The following is a 13,311-nucleotide window of genomic DNA, read 5'->3' on the forward strand; positions in this document are numbered from 1 at the left end:
GCGCGGCACGGTGTGGGTGGCGTGCATGAAGGCCCCGCCGCCACCGGCGACCACCCGTCCTCGGTCACCACGGGTATGGCACCGGAGTCCTCGACGGAGCTCTGCCAGCGGAGCCCGTAGCCGATGCTGCGCTGGACGAGGTAGCCGAGCAGCCGGGCGACCTGAGGGCCGCTGTCGAACACCTCGCGCACCTCGGGGTCGGACTCCAGGAGCGTGTGCAGCAGATGGGCGGTGTCTATCTGCCGGTCCCCGTCCCGCAGCGCTCGTCTGCGCGCACCGATGACCACCGCTGCCAGCTCCGCGCCGAGCCGGGCCTCGATGTCCACGCGGACCGGGTCGTGCCCGGCGGCCTGCTGCTGGGAAGTACGGGATTGCACATCCCTTACCCCATCAGCCTCTTCGGATCGAGTCATCCTCGCGGGGAAGCATTCTCGCGTCCGACACAGGGTGGGCATCACTGTCCGGCTCCTCCTCCTTACGGATGACATCACGCCGTTTCCCCCGACCGGCGCGCGCCGCCTTGCCCTGCGCCCCTCTCGCAACCGCGTCGCACCGGCGCTCGTCCAACGCAGCATGGACAGCAGGTGCTGGCTGGTGGCCCTGCCGGCCATCGACGGCAGGCAGTACGTGTACCAGGTCCACGCCCCCGACGACGCGTTGCCCGCCGATCTGTTCTGGGACGCCTGGCACTGCCACGACGAAGGGCCGTACCCGCAGGCCTGGGACCTGTTCGACGCGGCGGTGATACGACGGGTCGGCTGAGCGCCCACCCGGAGCCCCCGGCCCCTCGCACCGTCTCCCGGCCGCCGTCCCCCGTCTCCACACTTCCTGACGGTTCATCAGTATTGAATGTTGAGGGTCCTGCGGCTACGTTCCGCGACACCGTAGCCAGCTGCGCCCGGCGCAGCACCCGAGACGAGGGGTGGTCGCATGGCCGAAGTCAGCGCGGAAGCACGGATAGAGGCGCCCGCCGAGAAGGTCTGGGCACAGCTCACGGACTTCTCCTCGTACGGCGAGTGGAACTCCACCCACACCAACTTCCCGAAGGGCGGTCCCGAGACGCTCGAAGTCGGCGGCACCTTCGAGGAGAACATGAAGATGATGGGCTTCCCCGCCGAGGTCAACTGGACCATCGAGGAGGTGGAGGCCGCGCGCACGCTCGCGATCCGCGGCAAGGGCCCGATGGCCGTGATCGTCGCCACGCGTTACACGCTGACCCCCGACGGCGAGGGCACGACCGTCCGTATCGACGGCGAGTTCACGGGCGCCGCCGTCTCGCTGATGGCGGGCAAACTGAAGGACTCGGCGACGGCGGCCCTCAACGAGTCGCTGCGCAAGCTGGGCGGACTGGTGGCCTAGAGCGGCCCGGAAGGGGCCGTCACACACTCGTCGTCACACGCTGAAGGGGGGTACCTCGAAGTCGAAGTACCCCCCATTGGCGGACCATCAGTCCTCGTCGGCGAGGATCAGATACAGCTTCTTCCGCGCGTCGTTGATGACGGTCAGCGCCTTCTCGCGCTGCTCCTTGCTGCCGGTCTTCCAGACCTGCCCGAACGCCTCCATCAGACCGAAGCCGGCCTGCCGGATGTCGCTCAGCGCCTCCCAGTCGACCCCGCGCCCGGCGTCCTCCCAGGGCGCGTCCGGGCCCTCGTCGGCCGCGGTACGGCCGGCGTCGGTGAGCGAGAACAGCTTCTTGCCGCCCTCGGTCGCACTGCTGATCAGCCCCTCGTCCTCCAGAAGCTGAAGGGTGGGGTACACCGAACCGGGGCTGGGCTTCCACGCCCCGCCACTGCGCTCGGCGATCTCCTGGATCATCTCGTAGCCGTGCATCGGCCGGTCCTTGAGCAGGGCCAGGATCGACGCGCGTACGTCGCCCCGCCGCGCCCTGCCGCGCGGTCCGCCCCGGCCTCCGCGCCCGCCCCAGGGGCCCGGGCCGAAGCCGGGACCACCGAAACCGGGTCCGAAGGGACCGAAGGCGGAACGCCGGCCCTCGAAACCACCCCGACCGGGGTGTCCGGGGCCGCCGCGCCCGCGGCCACGTCCTTCACCGGGGCCGAACCCCGGTCCGTATTCCTCTCCATGGGAACGCATCGCAATCACTCCATTCGATCGTTGATCTGTCGCGATGCGTCAACGATATATCGGAACAGTTCGGCTGACAAGGCCCGCCGACGAAAGGCCGACGAAAGGCCGACGAAAGAGGACGTCGCCGCCACGCACGCACGTCCACGAGTCCCCACGCCCCACCACCGGTCCACCCGCCCCGGATTGGCCTTGGCCCGGGCCTCCGATCAGCGCCTAGCGTCTGCCCCATGCGGATTCGAATCGTCGACGCCTTCACCGACCGCCCCTTCGCCGGCAACCCGGCCGGGGTCCTCCTCCTCGACGCCTCCACGTCCTTCCCGGACGACGCCTGGCTCCAGAACGTGGCCCTGGAGGTCAACCACGCCGAGACCGCGTTCGCCCACCCCCTCCCGGCGGGTGGAGAGGCCGACTGGGCGCTGCGCTGGTTCACGCCCACCGCCGAGGTGGCGATGTGCGGCCACGCGACACTCGCCACGGCCCACGTACTGGCCACGACGGGCGCCGCCCAGGGACCGGTACGGTTCGCGACCAGGAGCGGTGTGCTCATCGCCACCGCGCACGACGACGGCTCGATCACCCTGGACTTCCCGACGGCCCCGCTCACCCCGGTCGAGGTCCCGCAGGGCATCGCCGAGGCGCTCGGAGCCGAGCCGCTCACCGCCCATGACACCGGTCCGAACGTCGGCGACCTGCTGGTCGAACTCGCCGACGAGAAGACGGTCCTGGGCCTCTCCCCCGACCTCGCGTCACTCGCCCGCCACTCCGAGCGCGGCATCATCGCCACGGCCCGCGCCGGGGACCCCTCCGAGGGCTACGACTTCGTCTCCCGCTGCTTCTTCCCGAACATCGGCATCGACGAGGACCCGGTCACCGGCAGCGCCCACACCGCCCTCGCGCCCTTGTGGTCCGAGCGCCTCGGCCGCACCGGCCTCACCGGCCGCCAGGCCTCGTCCCGCTCCGGCCTCGTACGGACCGAACTCCGCGGCGACCGCACGCTGCTCACCGGCCGCGCGGTCACCGTCATCGAGGGCGAACTGCTCGCCTGAACAGTGCGAAGGGGGCGTACGAGATCTCGTACGCCCCCTTCGCACTGTTCAGGCTTCCCGCTGTTCACGCGGTGGGCAGCCAGCCCACCTTCCCCGCCAGGAGCGCGTACCCGACGAACGCCCCGATGTCGAGCAGCGAGTGGGCCACCACCAGCGGTCCGACGCGGCCCCAGCGGCGGTACAGGTAGACGAAGACCACGCCCATCACCATGTTGCCGATGAACCCGCCGATGCCCTGGTAGAGGTGGTACGAGCCGCGCAGCACCGAGCTGGCCGCCAGGGCGCCGAACGGTGTCCAGCCCAACTGGTCGAGGCGGCGCAGCAGATACCCGACAACGATGATCTGTTCCAGGACCGCGTTCTGGATCGCGGAGAGGATCAGTACCGGGTACTTCCACCAGACGTCGGGCAGCGCCTCGGGCACCACGGTGAGGTTGAAGCCGAGTCCGCGGGCCGCCAGATAGAAGGCGATGCCCGAGCTGCCGATCACCGCGGCGATCGCGGCGCCCCGGGCGAGGTCCGGCCACGGACGGGTGCGGTCGAAGCCGAGCGTGCGCAGCCCCTTTCCCTCACGCAGCAGAAAGTGCGCGACGAGGGCGACCGGCACCAGCGCGGAAGCGATCCCGAACAGCTGCCACGCCAGATCGAGCCAGGGACGGCCGGGCGCGGCCGAGGCGTTGAGCGTGGCCGCCTGGTCCTTGAGACCTCCCGGTTTGGTGGCCGAGCCGACAAAGCTGATCAGCGCGGAGACCCCGCTGGCCCCGAGCGAGACACCCAGTACGAGCAGCGTCTCGTCGCGGAGAATCCGCCGTGTGGGCCGGTCCTCGGGAAAGGAATCAGCCACCGTCCCTACCTCCACGTGCACTCCTGCCTCCAGTTGAGCAATCCCGCCTCATCCCCATCTTCGCCCCGCTAGGGTCTCGAAAGAAGTTGCGAAGATCGTGCGCGACGAGCCGTCGGGGGGACGGACGCCCTGCGGGCACCCCTCCCCCGATGCCATAGCATTCGGCCATTTCACGGCTTCAACGAATCCAGTTCGACCAGGGAAGGCACGACCGCCATGGGACGTCACAGCTTGCCCGACGGGTTCCGGAGGGGCGCCACCGGCCCCCGGCGGCGCGCGCGGCGCCGCAACGTGGCGCTCACGACGGCCCTCCTGCTCGCTGCCGCCGCGGGCACGGCCGCCGCGGTCGACGGCGGTGTGCTCTCCTTCGGCTCGTCCTGCTGGGACAGTGCCGTACGCCTGCGGATCGCCGCCGCTCCCGGCATCGCGCCCGCGCTCAAGGACGCGGCAGGCTACGCCCGGGACAACGACGTGACGTCCGACGGCAGTTGCCTCGACGTGCAGGTGACCGCACGGGAGGCGTACAAGGTCACGGACGCCCTGCGGTCGAATGAGAAGAGCGCCAGCGAGTTCGAGGCATGGGTGCCGGACTCGGGTGTGTGGGTGAGCCGGATCATGGCGGACGGCAAGTCGATTCCGGTGACACCGGCGGGCAACGTCGCCTCGTCACCCGTGGGCGTGGCCATGATCCCGACGGCCGCGAAGTCGCTCGGGTGGCCCGTCAAGACGTACAGCTGGACCGAGTTGGCCGACGCGACGACGACGAGCGAGCGGCTGAAGCTCGGGGCGGGCGATCCGTCGCGCAGCGCCACCGGTCTGCTCGCCCTGACCCGGCTGACGCACGCGGTGGGCAAGGCCAAGGACGGCGACGTCCTGGCGGCGGCCACCGCGAAGGCCCTCTCGCTGCGCGCCTCCGACAGCGACAGCCAGGTCCTGGACACCCTGCCGCGCGACCTCTCGGGCACCGAGCAGGGCAACCCGAAACGCAACCAGGCACTGATCCTCTCCGAGCAGGCGGCGTTCGCGTACAACACGACCGCGGACAGCGGCGACGACCTCGACCTCTTCTACCCGAAGGACGGCTCGCCCCTGCTCGACTTCCCGTTCGCGCTGGTCGACGAGCCGGCGCTGACCACGGACGAGAGCCGGGCCGCACTGCGGTTCATGACCCTCCTAGGCGAGCCGGAAGGCCGCCGGATCCTGGAGAAGCACGGTTTCCGTACGGATGACGACGACATCCCGGACAAGCTGGTGACCCGCGCCGGCGGCCGCGCGCCGCAGCCGTACAAGGCACTGCCGGACACACCCGCCACGGACAAGGAGATCGAGGAAGCCCTCGGCATGTGGACGATCACCGTGCAGAGCGCCCGGCTCACCACGGTCGTCGACATCTCCACGTCGATGTCGAAGCCGGTGCCGGGCACCAGCGAGTCCCGGATGGAAGTGACCAAGGCGGCGCTCTCGCAGGCTCTGGCCACCTTCACCCCGGAGGACGAGGTGGGTCTCTGGACGTTCTCCAGGAAGGTCGACGGCGAGCGCGACTACCGCGTGCTCGTCCCGGCCGAGCGGCTGGGCGGCCGCGCGGCCGGCAGCACCCAGCGGGACCTGCTGTCCGCGGCCTTCGACAGCCTGAAGCCGGTCAAGGACGGCGCCACAGGCCTGTACGACACGACCCTGGCGGCATACAAGGAGGCCACGGCCTCCTACACGAAGGGCAAGTTCAACGCGCTGGTGCTGCTGACCGACGGCGTGAACGAGGATCCGGGGAGCATCTCGCGCTCCGCCCTCGTCGGCCGGCTCCGGCAACTGACCGATCCGGACCGCCCGGTACCGCTGATCGCGATCGCGGTGGGGCCGGAGGCCGACAAGAAGGAGCTCGACGAGATCGCCGAGGCGACCGGGGGCTCGGCCCACCTGGTCACCGACCCGTCCCAGATCCACTCGGTGATCCTGAAAGCCGTGGTGCGGGCCGGCGACCAGAAGTGATCACCCACCGGCCCCACCACCACATGTCACCCCGCTGACCCGGCCACCACACGTCACCCCGCCGACCTCACCCGAGCGAAACGGCGGGCGCCGGTAACCCGACCGGCCAGGTGTGCACGGGCTCACCGAGGTGCATCAGCTCGGCGTACCGTTTCGTCGTGGCGGCCAGCGCGGCATCCCGCCCCATGCCGCCCTCCAGCGCCTTGTGGAACGTACGGGACTGCCAGGAGGCCCCGTTGACGCCCCTCTTGCAGCGCTCCTCGATGACGCCGAGGTAGAGGTCCCGGTCGGCCGGCTCGACGCCCCACGCGTCCAGACCCGCCGCCGCGAGCGGCAGCAGCTCGTCCAGCACCAGCTGGGTCACGGGCATCCGCGTGGTCCCGCCGTACCTGCCGCGCCGCGGCCACTCCAGCCGCGCGTCGATGCCGTACCGGCAGGCGTGGTCGAAGTTGGCCGCCGCGGCCTCGAAGGGCAGCCGAGTCCACACCGGCCGCGCCTCGCCCGCGAGGGCCCGTACCAGCCCGTAGTAGAAGGCCGCGTTGGCGATGACGTCGGTGACCGTGGGGCCCGCGGGCAGCACACGGTTCTCCACGCGCAGATGCGGGACGCCGTCGTCGATGCCGTACACCGGGCGGTTCCAGCGGTAGATGGTGCCGTTGTGGAGCACGAGTTCGGCGAGCCGGGGCGTGCCGCCCTCGTCGAGGACGCTCTTCGGGTCCTCCTCGTCGCAGATGGGCAGCAAGGGAGGGAAGAAACGCAGGTTCTCCTCGAACAGGTCGTACGCCGACGAGATCCACCGCTCCCCGAACCAGGTCCGCGGACGGACCCCCTGCGCCTGGAGTTCGGGCGGACGGGTGTCGGTGGACTGCAGGAACAGCGGGGGCCGCGACTCGCGCCACAGCTCTCGGCCGAACAGGAAGGGCGAGTTGGCGCCCACCGCGACCTGGACGGCGGCCACCGCCTGCGCCGCGTTCCACACGTCGGCGAAGCGTCCGGGCGTGACCTGGAGGTGCAACTGCACGGAGGTGCAGGCGGCTTCGGGCGCGATGGACGCCGAGGTGCAGCTGAGCCGCTCCACTCCCTCGATGTCCAGCCTGAAGTCCTCGCCGCGGGCGGCCACGATCTGGTCGTTGAGCAGTGTGTAGCGGTCCACGTCGGAAAGGTTCGCGGAGACCAGGTCGTCGCGGGCGATCGTCGGCAGAATACCGATCATCACGATTCCGGCATCGACCTCGTTCGCCTTCCGGTGGGCATATGCGAGTGACGTGCGCAACTCCTCGGCGAGCCGGTCGAATACACGACCGCCGAGCCGATGGGGAGCAATGTTTACTTCCAGATTGAACATGGCGAGTTCTGTTTGGAAATCCCGGCTCGCGATGCGCTCAAGTACTTGCGCATTCATCATTCTCGGCATGCCGTCAGGACCGGCGAGATTCAGCTCGATCTCCAGGCCCATCAGATTCTTTGGGCGGTCGAACCGCTTCTCCGCCAGCAACCGCGCCAGCCCCGCCAGACACTGCTGGAGCTTTTCGCGGTAGCGCTGCCGATCGGACAGGCCGATCGGCCCCGCCACGACCTTCTCCCCCATCGAAGTGTCCCTCCTCGACTGGGCAGCCCGACGAACCGGCCGCTGATGTCCCGGGTCACGTGGGATGATGCCCAGGCAATGTGATCGATAACGCCCTGGACGCCCCCCCGGGCGCTACTCTGAACGCGGTTGCCCACAGGCACATTCACCAGGCATGGGGCAGTGCGAGTTTTCGACGATCGACCCTGTCGTGAAAAACGCCGACAGGAACCGGCCGTCCACCCCGGTGGCATATTCCGAGGTCATCGACGGGTACCCCTGGAGAACCAGGACCAAACGCTCGTCACGCCGACCGAATTGTCTCTTGCCCTTAATGCGCGGAACGGCTAGACGAAACACCGTCAGAACACGTGTCGTATAAACTCCGTGAACGAGGCAGAGAGTTGGCGTCCGCCATGATAGGTCCTGCCGTCAAAGTGCCGCCCGCCACGCGGCCGACCCTTCGGGCGAACGACGTCACTTTGACGACCGGACCTTGGGCCCACGCTCCTCTGACCCGAGAGCTGACAGCGCCGTCCGCCCCCGCCCTCGCGCCACCATGCCTGTCGAATGAGAGGCGACCCACCATGCCGCTGCATGTGCCCCCGGCTCCCGCGCCCGCGTTGCGCACCGTCCTCACCGCCCTCGGTTCCCCCACCGCGGTCCGTGAAGCGCGTACCCCGGCCCTGCGCAATGCCCAGGGACCCGCCACACCCGATCTCCCTCTGCCCGTCCACGTACTCGACCGGATCACCCCGGCGGGCACCTCCGCCACCCGCCTGGCCGGGTGGCGCTTCCTGATCCGCTGCGGCGAACGTGCCGTGGCGGCCGCGGAAACGAGGCTGACCCCCGACGGCTGGGCCTTCTCGCACTTCTTCGAGGGCCCGTACGTCACCGCCACCGAGCGCGCCCTGCGCCAGGCCGAGACAATGACCGGGTCGTACCAGGCCCGTCTGTTGTCCGTACCCGAGCTCTACATGCTCACACTCTGGCTGCACGGCGACTGCGCGGCCGACGGCGCCGAGGGCCGTCCCGCGGCCACCGATCTCCTGGTGCCGCTGGCTCCCGCCCCGCCAGGCATCGCCGCGCACCGGCCGCACCGCGTGTCCGAGCTGCTGCCCGTCCTGACCCATCGGCTCACGCCGACACCGACGCCCGCCCCACTGCTCGGCTCACCCGCCTGAGCGCACCCCGGCTTCCGTGCCCCGCGGCCCCACCCCGGCCGCGGGGCACGCTGCTGTGCACGGGCGCACTTCTCCACTCCGCTCTGTGACCGCTCGGAGACTGCGTCGCGTGGAGTGACGTCCGATGGACGCAGCGCACCCCCGGCCCGTCCGGACTAGCCCCATCCGACCATTACGAACCACCCGAAAAGGCAGCCCAGTTGGAATGAACCGTCCGCACGGGTGATGCGTCATCAACCTGTGAGGAGCGCTGACGTCAAATCCCTGCGGATTGACGCCCGTAGGGCAACACTGGGTTCCGGACCATCTGACAAACGGGGGGCGGCAATGAGCATCAGTTCGAGCCGCGGAACAGACACGACACCGATCACCGACCTCACACCAAAGCGAAAGATCCCATCAATGTGCCAGCACCAGCCACCGTGCCCGACAGCCGACTCCGCCGACCGGGAGGCCGCGCTTCTCGTGGCGCACCACCCGGAACAGGGATGGAGCCTGCTGTGCAACGGCGTTCTCCTCTTCGAGGACACCGGTGAGCTTCTGCCGGACGGCCGGATCATCGCTCCACACCGCCCTGTGGCACTGGACGTGATGACCGCCGCCTGAGCGGCGCGGTGCACCAAGGGCGGCGGGGCAGGCCGTCCGGACACACGAGGGGCCGGCCCGGGAAGCAATCCCGGAACCGGCCCCGACGCATGTCTGTCGGTGATTACTCTTCGTAGGCGTCCAGCGGCGGGCAGGAGCAGACCAGGTTCCGGTCGCCGTAGGCCTGGTCGATCCGGCGCACCGGCGGCCAGTACTTGTCCGCGGCCGAGACGCCGGCCGGGAAGACGGCTTCCTCACGGCTGTAGGCGTGCTCCCAGGTGTCGCCGAGCGCGGCGGCCGTGTGCGGGGCGTTCCGCAGCGGGTTGTCGTCCGCCGCCCACTCGCCCGAACCGACCTTCTCGATCTCCGCGCGGATGGCGATCATCGCGTCGCAGAACCTGTCGATCTCGGTCAGGTCCTCGCTCTCCGTGGGCTCGATCATCAGCGTGCCGGCCACCGGGAACGACATCGTCGGCGCGTGGAACCCGTAGTCGATCAGCCGCTTGGCGACGTCGTCGACGCTCACACCGGTCGCCTTGGTCAGCGGCCGCAGATCGATGATGCACTCGTGCGCCACGAGCCCGCCGGGACCGGTGTAGAGCACCGGGTAGTGCGGCTCAAGACGCTTGGCGATGTAGTTGGCACTGAGCACGGCGACCTGCGTGGCCCGCTTGAGCCCCTCACCGCCCATGAGACGGACGTACGCCCACGAGATGGGCAGGATGCCCGCCGAGCCCCAGGGAGCGGCCGAGATCGGGCCCACGCCCGTCTCCGGGCCCGCGGCGGGCTGCAGCGGGTGGTTCGGCAGATACGGCGCCAGGTGCGAGCGCACCCCGACCGGACCCACGCCCGGACCGCCGCCCCCGTGCGGGATGCAGAACGTCTTGTGCAGGTTGAGGTGCGAGACGTCGCCGCCGAAGTGACCCGGCTTGGCAAGCCCGACCAGCGCGTTGAGGTTGGCGCCGTCGACGTACACCTGGCCGCCGGCCTCGTGCACCTGGGCGCAGATGTCGGCGACGTGCCCCTCGAACACCCCGTGCGTCGAGGGGTACGTGATCATCAGTACCGACAGCTCGTCGCGGTGCTGCTCGATCTTGGCCCGCAGGTCCTCGACGTCGATCTCGCCGTCGTCGGCGGTCTTCACGACGACGACCTTCATCCCGGCCATCACCGCACTCGCGGCGTTCGTCCCGTGCGCGGACGAGGGGATGAGGCAGACGGTGCGCTGCTCGTCGCCATTGGCCCGGTGGTAGCCGCGTACGGCCAGCAGACCGGCCAGCTCGCCCTGCGAACCGGCGTTGGGCTGCAGCGACACCTTGTCGTAGCCCGTGACCTCGGCGAGCCGCTCCTCCAGCTCACGGATGAGCGTGAGATAGCCCTGCGCCTGCTCGGCGGGCGCGAAGGGGTGCAGCTGCCCGAACTCGGGCCAGGTCACCGGCTCCATCTCGGTCGTCGCGTTGAGCTTCATCGTGCAGGAGCCCAGCGGGATCATGCCCCGGTCGAGCGCGTAGTCGCGGTCGGCGAGCCGGCGCAGGTAGCGCAGCATCGCGGTCTCGGACCGGTACTGGTGGAAGACGGGGTGCGTGAGGTACTCGTCGGTGCGCAGCTGCGCGGCCGGCAGGGTGTCCTCCGTCGCCTCGTCCAGCACGGCAACGTCGCCGTCGACACCGAACGCGGCCCAGACGGCGCCCAGCTGGGCCCGCGTGGTGGTCTCGTCGCAGGCGAGGGACAGGTGGTCGGCGTCGACGAGACGGAGGTTGACCCCGCCCCGGCGCGCGGCCGCGAGCGTCTCGGCGGCCTTGCCCGGCACCCGCACGGTGAGCGTGTCGAAGTACGCCTCGTGGACGACCTCGACCCCGCCGGCCTTCAGACCCGCGGCGAGGATCGTGGCGTACCGGTGGGTACGCCGCGCGATGGACTTCAGGCCCTGGGGTCCGTGGTAGACGGCATACATGCCGGCCATCACGGCGAGCAGCACCTGAGCCGTACAGATGTTGCTGGTCGCCTTCTCGCGGCGGATGTGCTGCTCACGCGTCTGCAGGGCGAGTCGGTACGCCTTGTTGCCGTCCGCGTCGACCGAGACGCCGACGAGCCGGCCGGGCAGGCTGCGCGCGAACTTCTCGCGGACGGCCATGTATCCGGCGTGCGGCCCGCCGAAGCCCATCGGCACACCGAAGCGCTGGGTCGTACCGACCGCGATGTCGGCGCCGAGCTCACCGGGCGAGGTGAGCAGCGTCAGGGCGAGCAGATCGGCGGCGACGGTGACGACCGCACCCAGCTCGTGCGCCCGCTCGACGACGGGCTTGAGGTCCCGTACGGCACCGGAGGCGCCCGGGTACTGGAGGAGCACGCCGTTGATCTCGCGCTCGGCGAGCCCGGCCGGAATGCCGTCGCTCAGGTCGGCGACGACGACCTCGACGCCGGTCGGCTCGGCGCGGGTCTCGATCACGGCGATCGTCTGCGGCATGGTGTCCGCGTCGACCAGGAACAGGCCCTTCTTGTTCTTGCCCATGCGCCGCGACAGCGCCATGGCCTCGGCGGCCGCCGTGCCCTCGTCGAGCAGCGAGGCCCCGGAGGTCGGCAGACCGGTCAGCTCGGCGACCACGGTCTGGAAGTTGAGCAGCGCTTCCAGCCGCCCCTGCGAGATCTCAGGCTGGTACGGCGTATACGCGGTGTACCAAGCAGGGCTTTCCATGACATTGCGCAGAATGACAGGCGGCGTGAACGTCCCGTAGTACCCGAGCCCGATCATGGAATCCAGCACCTGGTTGCGGTCCGCGAGGGAACGCAGCTCGGCCAGTACCTCGGCCTCGGTGCGGGCGCCCGGCAGTTCCAGCGAGTCGGCGTTCTTGATCACATCCGGGACCGCGGTGGCCGTCAGCTCGTCGAGCGAGCCGTACCCCACGTGCGCGAGCATCTTGGCCCGGGCCTCGGTGTCGGGCCCGATGTGGCGCTGCTCGAAGGGGATTCCCTGTTCGAGCTCTGAGAGCGGAATACGATGGGCGGTCATTGCGGAGGCCTCCTGGTCTGACGACCTTCGAGGGGCACCACTGCATGGGTGCCCGGACGGCCTCCCCCTCTGTCATCTCAACCTGAGAGCTTCACCGGCCCGCCCGTGAAGGCGCACCGGCTTTCACCGTCGGTGAGAGCGGAACCCGTCAAAAAGACTCGAACACCGCTCTGCTTTCCAGAGTGACCTCGTCCATGCGGTACGTGGGCCTGAGAGATTCCGGGGAGGATTTGCTCCTTCGGCGCCTCCGATGAAGCCTGGAGGACTCTCCCGCACGGGGTCAGCAGCCGTTGCCCAGCGTACCAGCGGGGTTCCCTCGAGTGGCCGCCCTCCTCAAAGTGCTCTTTCGTAGTGCTTACGGATGAGTTGCGAGCAGCTGGAGGGCCCGTGCAGACCGACATCGATCCGCGCAACCTGATAGGCCGCAAGGCGTTCGACCGCAACGGCACCAAAATCGGCACGGTCGACGAGGTCTACCTCGACGACGCGACCGGCGTACCGGAGTGGGCGGCCATACGCACCGGCCTGTTCAGCAGAGACGCCTTCGTCCCCCTGGAGCCCAGCGAGCTGGCCGGCGGGGCCCTGCGCGTCCCCTTCGAACGCGCCCTGATCAAGGACGCCCCCGACTTCGGCGTGGGCCGGCACCTCTCCCCCGAACAAGAACTCCAGCTCTACCACCACTCCGGCCTGGACGTAGCCCCCCCACCCCCCTTCCCGGACCACGACTTCGGCCACCTGGCAGGCAAGGAGGAGCCCCAGTAGGGGCGCGGGGAACGGCGCGACAAGCCACAGCGGCCCCGCACGTACGAACGCACCTCGGACACCCAGATTTCAGGGGCGCGGGGAACTGCGCGACAAGCCACGGCGGACCGGCACGTACGCACGCACCCCAGCCCCCGCTTTCAGCGGCGCAGGGAACTGCGCAACAAGCCATCGGAGGTGATGAAGCCGAAACCCTTCTCCGCGTTGAACCACTTCACGGTGCCTTGAGCCATGTGCTGTCT

The 13,311-nt window shown here is 69.7% G+C and carries 11 protein-coding genes, 2 pseudogenes and 1 riboswitch; of the genes and pseudogenes, 7 read left to right on the forward strand and 6 right to left on the reverse strand.

Going from position 1 to position 13,311, the window contains the following annotated elements:
* A pseudogene (locus tag O3Q52_RS35080) lies at positions 1–377 on the reverse strand (peptidase); the annotation flags it as partial.
* A gap of 196 nt (positions 378–573) precedes the next feature.
* Here O3Q52_RS35080 and O3Q52_RS35085 point away from each other — a divergent pair.
* The gene (locus O3Q52_RS35085; RefSeq protein ID WP_269652677.1) at positions 574–762 is read left to right on the forward strand and encodes a hypothetical protein; all 189 of its coding nucleotides are present in this window, start codon (positions 574–576) and stop codon (positions 760–762) included.
* A gap of 168 nt (positions 763–930) precedes the next feature.
* On the forward strand, positions 931–1,359 hold the full coding sequence (locus O3Q52_RS35090; protein ID WP_269652678.1) for an SRPBCC family protein: 429 nt from the start codon (positions 931–933) through the stop codon (positions 1,357–1,359).
* Positions 1,360–1,446: 87 nt separating this feature from the next.
* Here the strand turns inward: O3Q52_RS35090 and O3Q52_RS35095 are convergent, their stop codons facing one another.
* On the reverse strand, positions 1,447–2,091 hold the full coding sequence (locus O3Q52_RS35095; RefSeq protein WP_189845289.1) for a PadR family transcriptional regulator: 645 nt from the start codon (positions 2,089–2,091) through the stop codon (positions 1,447–1,449).
* 221 nt (positions 2,092–2,312) lie between these two features.
* On the opposite strand from O3Q52_RS35095, the gene O3Q52_RS35100 reads away from it, so the two are divergent.
* Complete coding sequence (locus O3Q52_RS35100; protein ID WP_269652679.1) at positions 2,313–3,131, forward strand: PhzF family phenazine biosynthesis protein; 819 nt, start codon at positions 2,313–2,315, stop codon at positions 3,129–3,131.
* Positions 3,132–3,195: 64 nt separating this feature from the next.
* Here O3Q52_RS35100 and O3Q52_RS35105 read toward each other — a convergent pair whose 3' ends face one another.
* A complete protein-coding gene (locus O3Q52_RS35105) occupies positions 3,196–3,996 on the reverse strand; it encodes a CPBP family intramembrane glutamic endopeptidase (RefSeq protein WP_269652680.1) in 801 nt (266 codons plus the stop codon).
* A gap of 195 nt (positions 3,997–4,191) precedes the next feature.
* On the opposite strand from O3Q52_RS35105, the gene O3Q52_RS35110 reads away from it, so the two are divergent.
* A complete protein-coding gene (locus tag O3Q52_RS35110; protein WP_269652681.1) occupies positions 4,192–5,961 on the forward strand; it encodes a substrate-binding and VWA domain-containing protein in 1,770 nt (589 codons plus the stop codon).
* Between the two features lie 67 nt (positions 5,962–6,028).
* Here the strand turns inward: O3Q52_RS35110 and O3Q52_RS35115 are convergent, their stop codons facing one another.
* Positions 6,029–7,549 carry a glutamate-cysteine ligase family protein gene (locus tag O3Q52_RS35115; protein ID WP_269652682.1) on the reverse strand — a complete coding sequence of 507 codons (1,521 nt, stop codon included), beginning with the start codon at positions 7,547–7,549 and terminating at the stop codon, positions 6,029–6,031.
* Positions 7,550–8,115: 566 nt separating this feature from the next.
* On the opposite strand from O3Q52_RS35115, the gene O3Q52_RS35120 reads away from it, so the two are divergent.
* Positions 8,116–8,712: a hypothetical protein gene (locus O3Q52_RS35120; protein WP_269652683.1), complete on the forward strand. Its 597-nt coding sequence runs from the start codon at positions 8,116–8,118 to the stop codon at positions 8,710–8,712.
* Between the two features lie 402 nt (positions 8,713–9,114).
* A complete protein-coding gene (locus O3Q52_RS35125) occupies positions 9,115–9,318 on the forward strand; it encodes a DUF5999 family protein (protein WP_055615784.1) in 204 nt (67 codons plus the stop codon).
* 103 nt (positions 9,319–9,421) lie between these two features.
* On the opposite strand, the gene gcvP is transcribed toward O3Q52_RS35125, so the two are convergent.
* Positions 9,422–12,307: an aminomethyl-transferring glycine dehydrogenase gene (gcvP, locus tag O3Q52_RS35130; protein WP_269652684.1), complete on the reverse strand. Its 2,886-nt coding sequence runs from the start codon at positions 12,305–12,307 to the stop codon at positions 9,422–9,424.
* 187 nt (positions 12,308–12,494) lie between these two features.
* Positions 12,495–12,590, reverse strand: a riboswitch (glycine riboswitch).
* A 104-nt stretch (positions 12,591–12,694) separates the two neighbouring features.
* Between gcvP and O3Q52_RS35135 the strand changes: the two genes are divergently transcribed.
* Positions 12,695–13,069 carry a PRC-barrel domain-containing protein gene (locus O3Q52_RS35135; protein ID WP_269652685.1) on the forward strand — a complete coding sequence of 125 codons (375 nt, stop codon included), beginning with the start codon at positions 12,695–12,697 and terminating at the stop codon, positions 13,067–13,069.
* A gap of 167 nt (positions 13,070–13,236) precedes the next feature.
* Here the strand turns inward: O3Q52_RS35135 and O3Q52_RS54245 are convergent.
* Positions 13,237–13,302 (reverse strand): annotated as a pseudogene (locus O3Q52_RS54245) (cold-shock protein); the annotation flags it as partial.
* Positions 13,303–13,311: the final 9 nt, after the last annotated feature.

Source organism: Streptomyces sp. ActVer, assembly GCF_027270795.1.
In the GTDB taxonomy this organism is placed as follows: Bacteria; Actinomycetota; Actinomycetes; order Streptomycetales; family Streptomycetaceae; genus Streptomyces; species Streptomyces umbrinus_A.

Bases quoted from the DNA above. Each gene is read 5' to 3' on its own strand.
- O3Q52_RS35115 (WP_269652682.1), bottom strand. From the start codon at position 7,549: ATGGGGGAGAAGGTCGTGGCGGGGCCGATCGGCCTGTCCGATCGGCAG.
- O3Q52_RS35085 (WP_269652677.1), top strand. From the start codon at position 574: ATGGACAGCAGGTGCTGGCTGGTGGCCCTGCCGGCCATCGACGGCAGG.
- O3Q52_RS35100 (WP_269652679.1), top strand. From the start codon at position 2,313: ATGCGGATTCGAATCGTCGACGCCTTCACCGACCGCCCCTTCGCCGGC.
- O3Q52_RS35095 (WP_189845289.1), bottom strand. From the start codon at position 2,091: ATGCGTTCCCATGGAGAGGAATACGGACCGGGGTTCGGCCCCGGTGAA.
- O3Q52_RS35120 (WP_269652683.1), top strand. From the start codon at position 8,116: ATGCCGCTGCATGTGCCCCCGGCTCCCGCGCCCGCGTTGCGCACCGTC.
- O3Q52_RS35110 (WP_269652681.1), top strand. From the start codon at position 4,192: ATGGGACGTCACAGCTTGCCCGACGGGTTCCGGAGGGGCGCCACCGGC.
- gcvP (WP_269652684.1), bottom strand. From the start codon at position 12,307: ATGACCGCCCATCGTATTCCGCTCTCAGAGCTCGAACAGGGAATCCCC.
- O3Q52_RS35125 (WP_055615784.1), top strand. From the start codon at position 9,115: ATGTGCCAGCACCAGCCACCGTGCCCGACAGCCGACTCCGCCGACCGG.
- O3Q52_RS35090 (WP_269652678.1), top strand. From the start codon at position 931: ATGGCCGAAGTCAGCGCGGAAGCACGGATAGAGGCGCCCGCCGAGAAG.